Raw genomic sequence first — 16,332 nt, forward strand, 5'->3', positions numbered from 1 at the left:
GCCCATGGGGAACAAGTTCCGCAGCATCGAGACGAAGCACCACGAGGAGCGCGACGCCTTCTTCGAGGACCTGAAGCGGTTGGACCGCCGGGCCTTCCTGCGCGTCGCGGGCATGTCCGCCGGCATCGTCGCCGGCATGGGCCTGAGGACGCCTCAGAGCTTCCAGCTGGTCAACGTGGCCGAGGCGCAGGGCACCAAGCCGCGCTTCTCCTTCGCGTACATCTCCGACACGCACCTGTACGAGCAGAAGCTCAATGACCGCTTCGTGCGCTCCATCCTGAAGGCGGTGGACGACGTCAACGGGTTGGACCCGCAGCCGGACTTCGTCCTCTTCGGCGGGGACCTCGCCCAGCTGGGCGCCCCGGAGGAGCTGAAGCTGGGCGCGCAGATCCTCAAGAGCGTCAAGGCGCCCGTGAGGATGATGGTGGGCGAGCACGACTGGTTCCTCGACATGGGGGACATGTGGAAGGACCTGTTCGGCGCCCCGAACTATTCGTTCGACCACAAGGGCGTGCACTTCGTGGTGCTCAACTCCATCCTGGAGAAGGACTTCTGGACGGAGCGAAAGCTCACGCCCAAGGAGCGGATGCAGATTGTCGCGGGCCTGGACAACGGCATCCAGTCCCGCTTCGAGGTGGGCGAGCCGCAGCGCGCCTGGATGAAGCAGGACCTGGCGAAGGTGGACAAGAAGACGCCCGTCATCGTCTTCAGCCACTCGCCGCTCTACAAGTACTACCGCCCCTGGAACTTCTGGACGGACGACGCGGACGAGGTCCAGGCGCTGCTCAAGCCGTTCGACAAGGTCACCGTCATCCACGGGCACACGCACCAGCTGTTGTCGAACCGCATCAACAACATCCAGTTCCACGGGATGCTGTCCACCGCGTGGCCGTGGCCGTACGCGCCCGAGGGCCTGCCGCAGCTCACGGTGCAGATGAACCGGCCGGACCCGTTCAGCCAGTTCGACGGGTGCGGAGACGGACGGATGGACGTGCTGGAGTCGGGTCTGGTGGACAAGCTGTACAACCTCTGGGAGCGCAACCCCATCACCGTCCGGGCCAGCTACCTGGGCTCGGGTGGGAAGCAGGACGCGCCGCCCCGGACGAAGCTTCCGAGCTACTGAGCGCGAGGCGACACGATGAACTTCCGGATGAAGCTGTGGGTGGGAACCGGAGCGCTGCTGTCCTTCGCGGGAGGCGTGGCGCTGGCCACCGGTCCCGCCGAGCGCCCCAAGGCGGCCTCGCTGAAGACCGAGCCGCTGCCGCGTCACCAGGTGCCGGTGTCGAAGGACGGCAACCTGGTCGTGGGCATGTGCGACGGCCAGACGTCCCTGGAGGTCAAGGGCGTCAAGGAGGGCGAGTCGCTCACGCGCGAGCAGGCCCAGCGCGTGTCCGACGAGCTGATGGCCGCGTGGCACCAGAAGAACCCGGACGCGACGTGGGACCCGCCGCCCGCGACGCGCGTGGTGGCGCAGGCCCAGAAGCCGCCGCAGAAGCAGCCTCAGCCCAACCCGCCCATGGGCACCAACCAGCCCTCCACGGGCATCGGGGTGCGAGAGGGCGGCGTGACGGCGGAGAGCGGCGGCCGCGAGGTGCGCAAGGAGGCCGGCGCGAACATCCAGGACGGTCACTCCTACGGCGCCTTCACGCCTCGCGATGAAGCGGTGTGGGCCGCGTCCACGCAGCAGTTCGTGGAGGAGGGGCACCGCGTGTTCCACGACGCGGCGGCGGTGGGCGGCACCATCGCGGTCTCCTGTGACATGTGTCACCCGGATGCATCCAACACGCATCCGGAGACGTATCCGAAGTACCAGGTGCAGCTGGGCCGCGTGGCGCTGCTGCGGGACATGATCAACTGGTGCATCGAGAACCCGGTGCGCGGCAAGCCGCTCGCGGACGGAGACCCTCGGATGCGCGCGATGGAGGCGTACATCTACGCGCAGCGCAAGGGCGTGAAGCTGGAGTACGGGAAGAAGTAGCCCGCGCCGGCCCGTGCCTCGGTGGAGCGGGGCACGGGTGCACAGTCGAGGCGCCACTCCACCGGAACAGTCCACGGTCGGTTGGAGGTCCGACGAGCCCGGGGCTCACGCGAGGGTTGACGGCGGTGTCCGGAAGGACCATGTCTCGCCGGCACGACGCATGAGCTTCTCGCCCCCCACCAACGCTCCCTCCGAAACCGTCAACGCCTTGCGAGACAGGGGCTACGCCGTGCTGGACCGCGCGGGCCTGTCCGAGCTGGTGGGCATCCCCGCCGCCGCGCTGGATGCGTGGAGGCCCACGTGGGACGCGCTGCCGGCGGATGGCTATCTGCGGGACGGTGGCCGGTATCGCACGCGGCGCCACTCGTGCTTCGTCGTGGAGGGGGACACCGTCACCCAGGTGCCCCACCGCGCGCACTGGCAGCCCGTCGAGTACAACGCCCTGCACGGCGGCCTGGAGCGCTGGTTCGAGCCGATGACGTCCACCGTCGTCGAGCGCCCCGAGTGGCCTCGGCTGCTCAGCCGGCTGGCGGCCTGTGGCTCGGCGCTCAAGGGCGCGCAGCCCTGGTACGTGGAGGCGCACCAGTTCCGCATCGACACCACGGATGGCATCGGCCGACCGACACCCGAGGGCGCGCACCGCGACGGCGTGGACTTCGTCGTGGTGCTGCTGGTGGGGCGTGACGGCATCAAGGGCGGCGAGACGCGCGTGTTCGAGGCCGCCGGCCCCAATGGCATCCGCTTCACGCTGACGGAGCCCTGGTCGGCGCTGCTGCTCGACGACGAGCGTGTCATCCACGAGAGCACGCCCATCCAGCCGTTGGAGGCCGCGGGACACCGCGACACCCTGGTGCTCACCTTCCGCGCGAAGGGCTTCCAGGGTCCGTGAGCCACGGTCAGGACTTCGGGGCGATGGTGACCTTCACGCCCGAGGTCCAGACCTTGTGCTCGTCCCCGTAGTACAGGTAGGCGCGGCTCGCCGCGCCGGTGTACGTGCCGGGCACCGCGGCGATGAGGGACAGCGGGATGTCGTGGTGCTTCCTGGGCTCCATGCCTCGCCAGTACAGGACGACGTCGCGACCCCGCACCTCGTAGGCGTCCACGAGCTTGCGCTTCACCAGCTCCTTGAGCTGGTCATGGCGCACCTCCAGGCCTCCCGGCACCCCGAAGATGGCCACCGCGGTGGACAGGTGCTGGTCCGTGCGGTTGGTCACCATCACCCGCGCCTCCGTGGGCTCGCCCTCGGTCAGCTCCTTCTTCGCGAGCGCCACCTCGAGCGACACCAGCGTGTCCTTCGAGCTGTCCGGCACCAGCGAGTGGTAGGAGACCTCGACGGTGTACGGAATCTCCGCGGGGCCCTCCAGGCGCAGCTCCACGCGGTGTGCGCCGGAGCCGAGCAGGGGCCCCGCGTCCGGCAGGTGGAGCACCTCACGCGTGGCCGAGGTGAAGCGCACGGGCTCGCCCACCGGACGTCCGTCCACGTAGAGCCGCACCTGTCCCGAGGGGAGCGAGGCCGCGTGGGCCAGGTCGTAGGCGTTGATGGCGCGCAGCGTGAGCACCGTGCTCTGGGTGGACCCGTAGCGTCCACCCTTGTTGACCTCCGCGAAGTACCTCAGCACGCTCGTCACGTTTTCGAGGTGTGCCTTGGGCTCGCGCAGCCACGCCAGCGCGGCGATGGCCGTCGTCTCGATGTCGAGGGATGCGCCCCAGCCGCCGACGATGGACTGGGTGCCGCCCGTCACCTTGCCGGAGGGCTCCTGCAGCTTCGCCAGTCGCGCCATCAGCGCGCGGGCCGACGCGCCGTCCCCCGCGAGCGAGAGCACGTTGGCCGCGAGCGCCACCTCGTAGCTGTTGCTGCTGGCCGAGGCCGCCGCCTTCACCGAGGCAATCTCGCGCGCCAGCTCCTTCGCCTGCGCGGCGCGTGAGGTCCCCGCGCTCTCCAGCAGGGCCCAGGCGATGTAGGCGTTGGCGGTCTCCGCGTTCTCGGTCCAGGCGTGGGACGCGCGGTGGCCGCGCGCGAAGTTGCCCTTGCCGTCGCGCTGGTTCATCAGCCACGCGCGCGTGCGCTCCACCAGCCGCGCATCCACGGACATCACCTGCTTCATGTCCGTGAAGTGGAGCAGGCCGTAGGCCGTCAGCGCCTCGTGGCCGGGGGCTGCACCGAACCACTCGAAGCCGTGTGACTTCGTCTCGAAGCTCACCAGCCGCTTGTAGCCGCGCTCCAGCATCTCCCGCGCGGAGCTCATCAGCGCTGGGTGGATGCCCGGGTGCGTCTGGAAGTAGAGCTGCGCCATCGTCATCGGATACGTGGTCGAGCTCGTCTGCTCGAAGCAGCCGCTCGGCTCGCGGATGAGCTGGGCCAGGCTCTCCGTCATGTTGGCGAGGGGGCTGGGATACACGGCGATGCTGGCGCGGATGCTGCCGGGCGCCAGTCGCTCGGGCAGGGTGATGACGTGGCTGGCGGGCTTGTTCGCCGACAGCAGGCCTCCGTGCGAGACCGTCCCGGGAAAGCCCAGGGGTTGGATGGCCAGCGTGCGGGTGACGGTGTCCGAGTAGTCGCCTGCGCGCGCCACCAGCTTCACGTCCACGGGCTTCGACTGTTGTGAGCCGATTGTCAGCGACAGGAGCTGTCGCCCGCGTGCCCCGGCCGCGAGGTCCACCGCGCGGGCCATCGCGAGCGTCACGTCGCCCTGGGCCTCCGCCTGGACGCTGGCGTTCTTCAGCGCGGACTGCGTCCCGTTCACCAGCGAGACGGGCAGCCGCACCACGTCTCCGGAGGTGACCTCGAGCGGCAGCTTGGGCTCCGCGTAGAAGGGGCGCACCGACTCCAGCTCGAGCTCCGCGGCGCCGAGCGCGCCGTCCAGACCCACGGCTCCCGCAACGGCGCGGAACGTCGTCACCGCGTCGCTCAGCGCGAAGTAGACCTTCGCCTCGCCGGTAGCCGCGTCGGTGCGGACGGCCGGGCTCCAGTAGAGCGTCTCCGAGAAGTCCACGCGGTCGTCGGGTTTGCGGCCTGGTCGCAAGGCGTGCGAGTACTCGCGAACCCAGTGATAGGTGGGGAGCTCGTGGCCCGAGACGGGGTATTCGTCCTCCGCGTCGCTCTTCGAGGACTTCCCTTCCACGACCGAAGGGCTCACCGGGGCGGGCGGCGGGGCTTCGACGGGCGGGCGTCCTTGCTCGACCGGGGCGGCGAGGGGAACCGCGAGGGCCGGGTCCACGGGAGTGAAGCGGTCCTGCTGCTCCCTGGCCTCGTCGCGCCGGGCCAGGAGGTCAGCGGGGATGTTCCTGGGCCGCTCGCCCACGCGGAGCTGGATGAAGCGCCAGCCCACCTCCGGGTCACGCTGCATGACGCCCAGCGGGTCGGAGAAGCCGAAGCGGCGCCAGCCCTGGGTGCCCAGGAGCAGGTCCACCGCCAGCGTGCTCTTCGGGTTCTTCCGGTCGAGGTAGAGCTGCGCGTCCGCGAGCTCGCGCACCTCGGGCTCCAGCAGGACCATCACCGGGAGGCGGGGCGCCTGCTCGCGCTTCTCCACGAGCTGGAGCACGGAGTCGTCGGTGACGCTGAGCATCACCAGCGCGGTGACGGGCTGGCCATCCCGCGTGGTGCGCGCGGTCAGCTCCACCACGTCGCCGGGCACCGGACGTGTCTGGTGCACCGTCAGCTCCACCTGGACTTCCTTCGCGGGCTGACGGAACACCAGCCGCTCCGCGAGGGGACGTCCGTCCTCCGCCCAGGCCGTGGCGACGAGCACTCCGTCGGCCGCGCCCGCGTCCAGCGTCACGTTGGTGCCCGTCACGCGCTGCTCGGAGACCCGCAGGTCGCGCTGGCTCAGCGTCACCTTCACGCGGCCCGTGCCCGCGCTGGCCACGGTGAGCTTCACGTCCTTGCCCGCGGCAGTCACGTCCTCGCTCGCGCGCAGGACCACGCCCGTCTTCTTCACCTCCGGCAGCGGGAAGGTCTTCCGGATGCCTGAGGGCGCGTCGATGCGCAGCGCATAGCGCGCGCCCGCGCGAGGCGTCAGCTCGAAGCGGCCCCGGCCCTCGTGCTCGGAGCGCACGGTGGCGACGTCCTTGCCGGTCGACACGTCCACCACCGCGCCCGTCAGGTCCGCGGGCTTGCGCGCGGGCGTGCGCGCCTCGAAGTACACGCGCGACGTCAGGCCCGCCACCAGGTCGCCGCTCTCCGGGAAGAACGCCAGGTCCAGCGTCTGGAGGAGGATGGGAATCGTCTTCGCCGCGGTCTCCACCACGCCGCCGTCCTCGACGGTGAAGGACAGCGTGCCCTCGCCGCGCTCCATGCGCGCGGGCAACGCGAAGCGCACCAGGCAGTGGCCCTGGTCATCCACGGTGCAGGGGACCTGCGCGGCGCTGACGCCGTCCACCAGCGCGGCGGCGGTGACGCGGGCGCCCTTCGGGACACCGCCCTCGGCGCGCTTCACCTCGAGCGTCGCGGTGATGGTGTCGCCCGGGCCGTAGCCGTCACGGGCGAACTGGATGTGTGACTTGAGCCGGGGAGCGCGGTAGGCGCGCACGTCGAACTTCCGCTCGGCGACGGGCGTGTCGAAGCCGGCGCTGCTCAACCGCGCCGTGTACTCGCCACCCGGTTGCTCGTGGGGGATGTCCCAGCCGATGCCCCAGGCCGAGTCGGCGCTGTAGTGGTACTGCTGGTAGACGACCTCGCCCCGGGGGCCTCGAATCTCCAGTTGGGAGCGCACCTGGCCCTGGTAGGGCTTGTGACTCAGGCTCTGCAGGAACAGCCCTCCGATGAAGACCTTCTCCCCCGGCCGATACAGGGGCTTGTCCGTGGTGATGTACGTGGAGGGACGGTCGCTGTCCGGGGCTGGGCTGGAGGGCTGCTGGGTGCCCGAGGCGTCCCCCGGTGACGGCAGCAACAGCGTGGCGAACAGCCCCAGGACGAGGAGTGCCCCGAGCGAGAGGGGGACAGGGAAGATCATGTCGGCTCAGAACGGCTGACCACGAGGGAAGTTCTGGAGAAAGGGTGCCCCGTCTCCCGAGCGGGGACGATACCGAGGGGGCGCCGCGCGACGCCATGCGGGGCCTTGGGGACACCCCCGTGACGAGGCGCGTCCGGAATCGTCGGAACGACGTCCTTGTCCCCCGTGGACACCCGCCCGAGACTCGGCCTGCGGTGGTCGCGGCTCGCACGCTTTCGTGAGAGGGGGAGCGGCCAGCGGCCCGGGCATGTCCCGGCACAGGAGCAGGTGATGTTGGACACCCTCTGGCAGGACCTCCGTTACGGCGCGCGTGTGCTCGTCCGCAGCCCTGCTTTCACCCTCGCCATCTTGTTGACGCTGGCGCTGGGCATCGGCGCGAACACCGCCATCTTCAGCCTCATCCACGGCGTGCTGCTGCGGCCGTTGCCCTATGCGGACGGCGCGCGGCTGGTGCACCTGGAGCAGCCGGTGACCCGGGCGGGCGTCGAGAACACGGGCTTCTCGCCGGTGGAGCTGGCGGACTACCGGGCGCAGCTCACGCGCATCCAGGGGCTGGTGGAGTATCACTCGATGCCCTTCAGCATCGTGGGGCATGGCGAGCCGCGACGGGTGCAGACGGCGGTGGTGTCCGCGGGCTTCTTCGACACCCTGGGCGTGCGTCCGTTCCTGGGCCGCACGTTCCTCCCCGAGGAGGAGGCGCCCGGCGCCGCCCCCGTGCTCATCCTGAGCCATGCGTATTGGAAGAACGTGCTGGGCGGAGACCCGGCCATGGTGGGGAAGACCTTCACCATGAACGGGCGCACGCACACGGTCGTCGGCGTGTTGCCTCCCGTGCCGCAGTACCCGGCGGAGAACGACGTGTACATGCCCATCTCCGCGTGTCCGTTCCGCTCGGGGGCGGACTGGGCACACGGGCGTGCCAGCCGTGGGCTCACCGTCCTCGGACGACTGGCGCCGGGGGTGTCGCTCGCGGAGGCGCGTGTCGAGCTGGCCACGGTGGCGACGCGGCTGCATGAGACGCATCCCGAGGCCTATCCCGCCGCGGAGGGGTTCTCCTCCACGGCGTCGAGCCTCCAGGACCGGCTGGTGGCGCGTGCGCGGCCCACGCTGTTGTTGTTGCTGGGCACCGCGCTCTTCCTGCTGCTCGTCGTCTGCGCGAACGTGGCGAACCTCACGCTGGCGCGGCTGGCGCGACGTGAGCAGGAGCTGGCGGTCCGCGCGGCGCTGGGCGCGGGACAGGGGCGGATTGCGAGGCAGTTGCTGACCGAGCACCTGTTGCTGTCGTTCGTGGGCGGGCTGCTCGGGCTCATGGTGGCGGCGGCGGGGATGGAGCTGCTGGTGGCGTTCGTCGCGCGCTACACGTCGCGCGCGGTGGAGGTGGAGGTCGGCCTGCCGATGCTGCTCATCAATCTCTGCCTGTCGCTGGGCACGGGGCTGGTGCTCTCGTTGCTGCCCGCGATGCCGACGCGCACGGTGCTCGGCTCGGCGGTCACCGGTGGCGCGGGGACGTCACGGGTGAGCCCGCGTCTGCGTGGGTTCTTCATCGTCTCGCAGGTGGCGCTCTCGTGCATCCTGTTGGTGGGCGCGGGGTTGATGTTGCGCAGCATGGCGCGGCTGCATCGCGTGGACCCGGGGTTCGACGCGGACAACGTGCTCACCGCGCGCGTGGACCTCGGGTGGGACCGTTATCGCGAGGACGACAAGGTCCGCGCCTTCGTCGAGGAGCTGTTGCCCCGGTTGGAGGCGATGCCGGGAGTGACCTCCGTCGGGCTCGCCAATGCGCTGCCGCTCAGTGAGAACAGGCCCTGGACGACCACGTTGCAGGTGGACGGGCAGGAGCTCGTCCCGGGGCAGGTGCGTCCCCAGGCGGACCTGCGCAGCGCGACGGGCGGCTACTTCCGGGCGCTCGGGGTGCCGTTGCTGAAGGGGCGGCTGTTCGAGCCCGGGGACCGTCCCGGGACGGAGCCGGTGGTGGTGGTGAACCAGGCGTTCGTGCGCGCGCATCTCGGCGGTGGGGAGGGCGTGGGGCGGCGCATCTCGTTCGATGGCGGGAGCCACTGGGTCACGGTGGTGGGCGTGGTGGGCGATGTGCGGGAGCGCGGGCTCGGGGATGAGCCGCCGCGCGAGGTGTATCTCCCGTTCTCGCTGCAGCCGTTGAGGGATTTGAGGTTGCTCGTCCGCACGCAGGGGCCGCCGATGGTGCTCGCGGAGCGCGTGCGTGCGCTCGTGCATGAGCTGGACGCGGTGCAGCCCGTGACGGACGTGCACCCGCTGTCGAACGTGCGCAACGAGTCGCTCGCCGCGCCGCGCTTGATGACGATGCTCCTGGGCTTCTTCGCGGTGCTGGCGCTGGTGCTGACGTGCACGGGCCTGTCCGGCGTGGTGGCGTTCTCGGTCAGCCAGCGGGTGCGGGAGATGGGCATCCGTCTGGCGCTCGGCGCCACGCCCGCGGGTGTGCTCGCGCTGGTGTTGCGGCAGGGCATGCACCTGGTGCTGGTGGGGCTCGCGGTGGGGACGGCGGGGGCGCTCGGCCTGTCCTCGTTGATGGAGGGGCTGCTGTTCGGCGTGGAGCCCACGGACCCGGTGACGCTGCTGGGCGTGCTGGTGTTGCTGGGGGGCACGGGAGTGGTCGCCTGCCTGCTGCCCGCGCTGCAGGCCTCGCGTGTGGACCCGGCCATCTCGTTGCGCGGGGCGTGACGGTTCCTGCTCCTCGCGTGGCAGGGCCATGCGAGGGGCGTGAAATCCCTCGCCGTGAGGTCGGCACGGCGAGCCCCTGCTCGCGTCGTGGGGCTCGACGGCTGGGAGGTGTGACCTCCCTCGTTGCGATGCCTCGCGAAGCGCCCGTGCTCCCGAGGCGGGGCTAACATGCCCCGGCGTGAGGTGCGGATGACGGCGACACGGAAGCGGGTGGGCATTCTCGGCTACGAGGGCGTGGAGAGCCTGGACCTCGTCGGGCCGCTGGAGGCCTTCGCGAAGGTCCAGTCGGACGGACACCGCAGCTACGAGGTGCTGGTGGTGGGGCTGCACCCGGGAGAGTTCCGCTCCGAGTCGGGCGTCGTCTTCAAGCCGCACCTCGTGCTGGAGGACGCGAGCGGATTGGACACGCTCGTCATCCCCGGCGGCGCGGGCCTGCGGACCCCGGAGACCCACGCGCGGGTGACGCGCTGGCTCCGCGCGCATGGGCCCAAGCTCCGTCGCGTCGTCTCCGTCTGCACGGGCATCTATGCGCTCGCGGCGTCGGGGCTGCTCGATGGGCGACGCGCCACCACGCATTGGCAGTTCGCGAGGGACGTGGCCGAGCGCTTCCCGAAGGTCCGCATCGAGGCGGACGCGCTGTTCATCAAGGACGGCTCCTTCTACACGTCCGCGGGAATCACCGCCGGCATCGACCTGGCGCTCGCGCTCATCGAGGAGGACCACGGCCCACGCTCGGCGCTCACCGTCGCGCGGGAGCTGGTGATGTATCTCAAGCGCCCCGGAGGTCAGGCCCAGTACTCCGAGCCGCTGCGCTTCCAGGAGGAGAGCGGCGGACGCTTCGGTGACCTGCCGAGCTGGATGCTGGTCAACCTCGCGAAGGACCTCTCCGTCGAGGCACTGGCTCAACGCGTCTCCCTCAGCCCGCGACACTTCGCGCGTCAGTTCCGCTCCGTCTTCGGCCAGACGCCGGCCGCGTACGTGGAGCAGCTCCGACTGGAGGAGGCGCGGAGCCGGCTGGTGGAGGGCCACGGCGGCATCGAGCAGGTGGCGCTCGCCGTCGGTTTCCAGAGCGCCGACGTCTTCCGCAGGGCCTTCGAGCGTCGCTTCGGCGTGGCCCCGAGTCTGTATCGCGAGGGTTTCCGCGCCCACGCGTCGGGGCCCAGGGGCGCACCACGGCCTGGCGGCTCCAGGCGCATGGGGACTCGGGCACGGGCCGCGCGCTGAGGCCGCCGGGTCGGGACTCGGCGTGTCGCCAGCGGGGCACGCCGGGCGGGTGGCGAGGACCCGGGGCTTCAAGGGAAGCTGCCCGCCGTGTGGGAGGGAGAGGGGCCGTGGCCTGGAATGGGAGCGGCCGAGCCGTGTTGGAGGCCCGCCGCATCCCCACCAGGAGACGAGGACCATGGGCAGGTTGTTTGTCGCGCCGCTGCTGACCGGGCTGTTGACTGCTTCGCCGGCGATGGCCGAGGAGGACCCCTTCCTGTGGCTGGAGGAGGTGCAGGGACAGCGCGCGCTGGAGTGGGTGCGCGCGCAGAACGCGAAGACGGAAGCCGTGCTGGAGAAGGACCCGCGCTTCGAGCCCTTCCAGGCCGAGGCGCTGCGCATCTTCACCGCCACGGACCGCATCCCCGCTCCCTCGTTCCGCGCGGGCGGCGTGGACACCTTCTGGCAGGACGCGACGAACCCTCGCGGCCAGTGGCGTCACACCACCACGGAGGGCTACGCGAGCCCCACCATCCCCTGGCAGACGGTGCTGGACGTGGACGTGCTGGCGAAGACGGAGGGCGCCAACTGGATCTGGAAGGGCAAGGAGTGCCTGCCCCCCGCGGACCAGCGCTGCATCGTGCGGCTGTCCAATGGCGGCAAGGACGCGGTGGAGGCGCGCGAGTTCGACGCGAGCACGAAGCAGTTCGTCGACAACGGCTTCAAGCTCGCCGAGGGCAAGCAGTCCGTGGACTGGCTGGACACGGACACGCTGCTCGTGGGGCGCGACTGGGGCGGTGACACGCTCACCGAGTCCGGTTACCCGTTCGTGCTCAAGCGCTGGAAGCGCGGCACGCCGGTGGAGCAGGCGACGGAGGTGTTCCGCGGCGAGCGCACGGACGTGTCCGCGTCGCCCATCATCCTTCGCGACGAGGAGGGCGCGCTCCAGGCGGTGTTCGTCAACCGCGGGGTGACGTTCTACGAGTCGGAGCTGTACCTCCTGGGCGACGCGGCGCCCGTGCGGCTGCCGTTCCCCCGGAAGGTGTCATTCCAGGCCTTCCTCCAGGGACAGGTGGTCTTCACCATCGAGGAGGACTGGGGCGGCTTCAAGCAGGGCGCGCTCCTGGCCTATCCGCTGGCTGCGCTGAAGGCGGACCCTGCGAAGGCGAAGCCCACGCTGGTCCTCCAGCCCGGTCCCCGGCAGGGCATCGAGCGCGTCGCGGCCACGCGCAACCTGCTGCTCGTCAACGTGTACGAGGACGTGAAGGGCGCGCTGGACGTCTACACGCCGGGCAAGAAGCGCTGGACGCGCAAGCGGCTGGCGATGCCGAAGAATGCGTCGGTGGAGATTGTCGACACGTCCTCCGCGCATGACCAGGTGTTCGCGGGCGCGGAGGGCTTCCTGGAGCCGGGGTCGCTGTGGCTCGGCGACGCGGCGGCGGGGAAGGTGAAGCGCATCAAGTCACTGCCCGCGCGCTTCGATGCGTCCAAGCACCGCGTGGAGCAGTTCTGGGTGAAGTCGAAGGACGGGACGAAGGTGCCGTACTTCCTGGTGCGTCCGGTGAAGGCGAAGGTGGCCGGTGCCACGCCGACGGTGGTGTACGGCTACGGCGGCTTCCAGGTGTCCAAGCCGCCCGTCTACCTGCCGGAGATGGGCAAGCTGTGGCTGGAGCGGGGCGGCGCGTATGTCGTCGCCAACATCCGGGGTGGCGGTGAGTTCGGTCCGAGCTGGCACCAGGCCGCCCTGCGCGAGAAGCGTCAGCGCGCGTTCGATGACTTCGCCGCGGTCCTGGAGGACCTGGCGCGCCGCAAGGTGACGTCGCCGGAGCACATCGGCATCTACGGGCGCTCGAATGGTGGCGTGCTCACCAGCGTGGTGATGACGCAGCGGCCGGAGCTGCTCAACGCGGCGGTCATCGAGAGCCCGCTCATCGACATGATGCGCTACCCGAAGCTGCCCGCGGGCGCGTCCTGGGTGGGCGAGTTCGGTGACCCGGCGGTGCCCGAGGACGCGGCGTTCATCTCGAAGTACTCCGCCTACCAGAACCTCAAGCCGGGGGTGCGCTACCCCAAGCCGTACATCACCACGAACACGAAGGACGACCGCGTGCACCCGGGACACGCGCGCAAGTTCGCCGCGAAGCTGGAGTCGATGGGGCTGCCGTATCTCTATTACGAGAACACGGACGGCGGGCACAGCAACGACTCCGACCCGATGCTCAATGCGCGTCGGTGGGCGCTGCACTACGTGTACCTGTCGCAGCAGCTGATGGACGCGACGGCGCCCTAGCTGACGCTCTCCGCGCTGTAGCGGGCGATCAGGCCCGTGCGCACGGCGTGGCGGAAGACGCGGGTGAAGAAGAAGGCGGCCAGCAGGATGTAGAGGATGGCGAGGCCGCCTCCCAGCGCCACCGTGGACCAGGACACCGAGCCACCGGCGACGATGGCTCGCATGCCCTCGAACACGTACGAGGGCGGCAGCATCCGGCTGATGCCCTGCATCCACGAGGGCAAGGTGGACAGCGGGTAGAAGACGCCGACGAACGGGGACAGGAGCGCGGGGATGGGCCAGATGAACCACTCCGCGGACGGCCCCAGCCGCAGCACCACCGCCGTGCCGATGATGCCCAGCGCGATGCCGAAGAGGAACAGCACGAGCAGGAACGGCACCAGCATGGCGCCATAGACGAGCATCGACAGGCCGAACACCGTGCCCGCGACGACGAGCATGACGACCAGGCCCACCGAGCTGGTCGCGATGCTGGAGAGCACCAGCCCCAGCACGTACTCGCTGATGGACATGGGGGTGGCGAAGACGTTGAGGAAGTTGCGCGACCAGACGTCCTCGAAGAAGGCCATCGTCACGCCCTGCATGACGCGGGTGAGGAAGTCCCACAGGAGCACCGCGCCCAGCAGCGCGGGCACCAGGTCCATGCCGGGCTCGTGGGTGATGGTGCCCAGGTAGCGGGTGATGAACCCCCACAGGACGATGTCGATGGCCACCCACGCGAAGAGGGGGAAGACGCGCGAGGGGCTGCCCTTGAGCAGGTAGAACTGGCGCAGGACGACGGCGGCGGCGCGGGACAGTCGCATGGCTTCAGTGATTCCCCAGCGCGAGCGGCTCGCGGGCGACGGTGATGAACAGCTCCTCGAGCGAGGCCTTGCCGTGCTCCTTCGGCAGCTCGCGCGGGTCTCCCTGGAGCAGCACCTTGCCGCGCGACATGAAGAGGACGCGGTGACAGACCTCCTCGACCTCGTACATGTTGTGGGACGTCCACAGCACGCCGCCGGTGCCCTGGGCGGCGAAGTCGCGGATGCGGGCGCGGATGTCCTTCGCGGTGGCCGGGTCGAGCGACGCGGTGGGCTCGTCGAGCAGGAGCAGCTGCGGCTGGTTGAGCATGGCCTTGGCGAGCGCCACGCGGGTCTGCTCGCCGGAGGAGAGCACGCCGCTCTTGGTGTCGCGGAAGCGCACGAGGTCGAACTCGTTGAGCAGGGTCTCGATGCGCTCGGAGATGTGCTTCACGCCGTAGATGAGGCCGAAGTAGCGCAGGTTCTGGACGACGGTGAGGTTGCCGGGCAGGGGCGCGTAGACGGCGGCGAAGTTGGTGCGCTCCAGGGCCTGGGAGCGGTGCTTCGCCAGGTCCACGCCCTGGATGTGGATGGAGCCGGAGGTGGGCTCGAGCACGCCGAGCACCATGTTGATGGTGGTGGTTTTACCGGCGCCGTTGGGGCCGAGCAGCCCGACGATTTCGTTGCGGCCCACCTCGAAGGAGATGCCGTCCACGGCGACGGTGCCCGCGTAGGTCTTGCACAGCTCGCGCACGGCGAGCACGGAGGGGGTGCTGGGAGGAGAGGCGGGCATCAGGCGTGAATCTTTTCGTTCCGGGCGAGCATGTCGACGTACTCGGCAATCTTGCGGGCGCGGGTCTCCGCCTTCTTGACGTTCTGGATGCGGAACAGGATGGCGTAGCGGTTGACGGAGTTGAGTGTCGCGAAGAACGCCTGCGCGCGCGGGTTGGCGGCGAGCGCCTGGGCGAGGTCCTCCGGCACGGTGGCTGTGCGCGCGGAGTCGTAGGCGGCGTCCCAGCGGCCGTTCTTCTTCGCGTTCTCGACTTCGGCCAGCCCCGTGGGGCGCATCTTCCCGGCGTCGATGAGGGCGAGCACCTTCTCGCGGTTGATTTTCGACCAGATGCTGCGCGGGCCTCGCGGCGTGAAGCGCAGGAGGTAGGCCGTCTCGTCGAAGCGGCCCTTCTGGCCGTCGATCCAACCCCATATCAGGGCGACTTCGAGCGCCTCCTGGTAGGTGACGGAGGTGGGGCTGTGGCCCTTCTTCGTGAACTTGAGCCACGCGCCGCGCGTGGTGTGGTGCTTCTCCATCCACCGGTCGAAGGCGGCGGGGGACTCGAAGAAGACGATGGGCAGGCCGTCCGCGGGCGCGGTGGCGGACGGCGTCTTCGTCGCGGCGGGCGCGGACTTGGATGGCATGGGCGGGCTTCGCGTGGCGCTGGCGGTGGGCTTCGCGGCCGGGGACTTGTGGGTCGCGGCGCTGGCGAGCGTCTTCCGGGCGTCGGACTTGCGCGGCGCGGAGCCCGTGGCGGGCTTCGCGGCCGAGGACTTGCCCCTCACCGGGCTGGCCGGGGTCTTCAGGGGGGAGGACTTGCTGCGCCTGGTGCCGCGAGGAGGCGTCTCTGAGGCCACGGACTTCGCGTCGAGGGCGTTCCGGGTGGCCTTCACGGGCGTGGTGGTCTTCTCGCGCTTCGACGCGGGGCGGGCGGACTGCTTCGTCGAGGAGCGAGGCTCGCGGGCAGGGCTCATGGGGCCCGGCTTGTAGCACGGGGATGCAGGCGCGGGTCCGCGCGGTGCTACGGCTTCAGCCGGAAGTCGTCCGTCGCGGCTTCGCGGAGTGTGTGGGGGATGAAGTCCGGTCCCACCACGGTGCGCAGCCACGCGTCCTTCATCTGTCGCGCGCAGCGGTTGGGGGGCATGCGACCGACGGCCGTGCCCAGGCCCGGGGTGAGGAGGGTGCGGATGGGCGTCTTCGCCGTCTTGTTGTGCGCGAGCACACAGCGCAGGGCGGCGCGCATGGCGAGGTAGGCGTTCACCGTCTCGCTGACATCCACGGGCACGCGCATGGTGGGCGCGCTGATGCACCAGGGAATCTCCTCGCGGCCGGTGGGGACGAGCACCGCGCTGCCCACGGGCAGCTCGCCGCCCCAGTCCTGCTCGAGCAACTCGCGCAGGCGGTCCTGGACCTGCTGGCCGAGCTGGTACGTGTACACGGCGTCGATGCCGCCATCCATGAACCCGAAGCTGTTGGCGGGGCTGATGATGGCGTCGGCGCGGAGGTCGATGGGGTCGCTGGGGGACACCTGTCCCTCTCGCTCGGAGAAGATGTCTCCTCGGGAGATGGTGACGCCTTCGATGCCCGCGAACTCCTGACGCCAGGCCTCCACCAGGGAGTGGCTGATGTCACGCAGGTGCAATTGGAGGGGAGGCGCCATGTCG

The 16,332-nt window shown here is 70.2% G+C and carries 12 protein-coding genes; 7 read left to right on the plus strand and 5 right to left on the minus strand.

The window, feature by feature from the left end; genetic code table 11:
* Nucleotides 1–4: 4 nt before the first annotated feature.
* The 3 genes from LXT21_RS10560 to LXT21_RS10570 all read left to right on the plus strand — a co-directional run bounded on the left by LXT21_RS10560 (nt 5) and on the right by LXT21_RS10570 (nt 2,867).
* On the plus strand, nt 5–1,123 hold the full coding sequence (locus tag LXT21_RS10560) for a metallophosphoesterase family protein (RefSeq protein ID WP_254037988.1): 1,119 nt from the start codon (nt 5–7) through the stop codon (nt 1,121–1,123).
* A 15-nt stretch (nt 1,124–1,138) separates the two neighbouring features.
* Nucleotides 1,139–1,978, plus strand: a complete 840-nt coding sequence (locus tag LXT21_RS10565) for a c-type cytochrome (protein ID WP_254037989.1) — start codon at nt 1,139–1,141, stop codon at nt 1,976–1,978.
* Nucleotides 1,979–2,138: 160 nt separating this feature from the next.
* The gene (locus tag LXT21_RS10570) at nt 2,139–2,867 is read left to right on the plus strand and encodes a 2OG-Fe dioxygenase family protein (RefSeq protein WP_254037990.1); all 729 of its coding nucleotides are present in this window, start codon (nt 2,139–2,141) and stop codon (nt 2,865–2,867) included.
* A 7-nt stretch (nt 2,868–2,874) separates the two neighbouring features.
* Here the strand turns inward: LXT21_RS10570 and LXT21_RS10575 are convergent, their stop codons facing one another.
* On the minus strand, nt 2,875–6,930 hold the full coding sequence (locus LXT21_RS10575; protein WP_254037991.1) for an MG2 domain-containing protein: 4,056 nt from the start codon (nt 6,928–6,930) through the stop codon (nt 2,875–2,877).
* A 270-nt stretch (nt 6,931–7,200) separates the two neighbouring features.
* On the opposite strand from LXT21_RS10575, the gene LXT21_RS10580 reads away from it, so the two are divergent.
* From LXT21_RS10580 to LXT21_RS10590, 3 genes are all read left to right on the plus strand, one after another.
* Nucleotides 7,201–9,627, plus strand: a complete 2,427-nt coding sequence (locus tag LXT21_RS10580) for an ABC transporter permease (protein ID WP_254037992.1) — start codon at nt 7,201–7,203, stop codon at nt 9,625–9,627.
* Between the two features lie 189 nt (nt 9,628–9,816).
* The gene (locus LXT21_RS10585) at nt 9,817–10,851 is read left to right on the plus strand and encodes a GlxA family transcriptional regulator (RefSeq protein ID WP_254037993.1); all 1,035 of its coding nucleotides are present in this window, start codon (nt 9,817–9,819) and stop codon (nt 10,849–10,851) included.
* A 175-nt stretch (nt 10,852–11,026) separates the two neighbouring features.
* Nucleotides 11,027–13,117 carry a prolyl oligopeptidase family serine peptidase gene (locus LXT21_RS10590; protein WP_254037994.1) on the plus strand — a complete coding sequence of 697 codons (2,091 nt, stop codon included), beginning with the start codon at nt 11,027–11,029 and terminating at the stop codon, nt 13,115–13,117.
* On the opposite strand, the gene LXT21_RS10595 is transcribed toward LXT21_RS10590, so the two are convergent.
* Genes LXT21_RS10595 through LXT21_RS10605 form a run of 3 tightly spaced genes read right to left on the minus strand, consistent with a single transcriptional unit; the run spans nt 13,114 to nt 15,312 of the window.
* Nucleotides 13,114–13,920, minus strand: a complete 807-nt coding sequence (locus tag LXT21_RS10595) for an ABC transporter permease (RefSeq protein ID WP_046716604.1) — start codon at nt 13,918–13,920, stop codon at nt 13,114–13,116. The genes LXT21_RS10590 and LXT21_RS10595 overlap by 4 nt on opposite strands.
* Before the next feature lie 4 nt (nt 13,921–13,924).
* Nucleotides 13,925–14,689, minus strand: a complete 765-nt coding sequence (locus LXT21_RS10600) for an ABC transporter ATP-binding protein (RefSeq protein ID WP_254037995.1) — start codon at nt 14,687–14,689, stop codon at nt 13,925–13,927.
* Complete coding sequence (locus LXT21_RS10605; protein WP_254037996.1) at nt 14,689–15,312, minus strand: YdeI/OmpD-associated family protein; 624 nt, start codon at nt 15,310–15,312, stop codon at nt 14,689–14,691. The genes LXT21_RS10600 and LXT21_RS10605 overlap by 1 nt, the downstream gene beginning before the upstream one ends.
* Between LXT21_RS10605 and LXT21_RS10610 the strand changes: the two genes are divergently transcribed.
* A complete protein-coding gene (locus LXT21_RS10610) occupies nt 15,311–15,658 on the plus strand; it encodes a hypothetical protein (protein WP_254037997.1) in 348 nt (115 codons plus the stop codon). The genes LXT21_RS10605 and LXT21_RS10610 overlap by 2 nt on opposite strands.
* A gap of 31 nt (nt 15,659–15,689) precedes the next feature.
* Here LXT21_RS10610 and LXT21_RS10615 read toward each other — a convergent pair whose 3' ends face one another.
* Nucleotides 15,690–16,328, minus strand: a complete 639-nt coding sequence (locus LXT21_RS10615) for a macro domain-containing protein (RefSeq protein ID WP_254037998.1) — start codon at nt 16,326–16,328, stop codon at nt 15,690–15,692.
* Between the last annotated feature and the right edge of the window lie 4 nt (nt 16,329–16,332).

This window comes from Myxococcus guangdongensis, from assembly GCF_024198255.1.
GTDB lineage: Bacteria > Myxococcota > Myxococcia > Myxococcales > Myxococcaceae > Myxococcus > Myxococcus guangdongensis.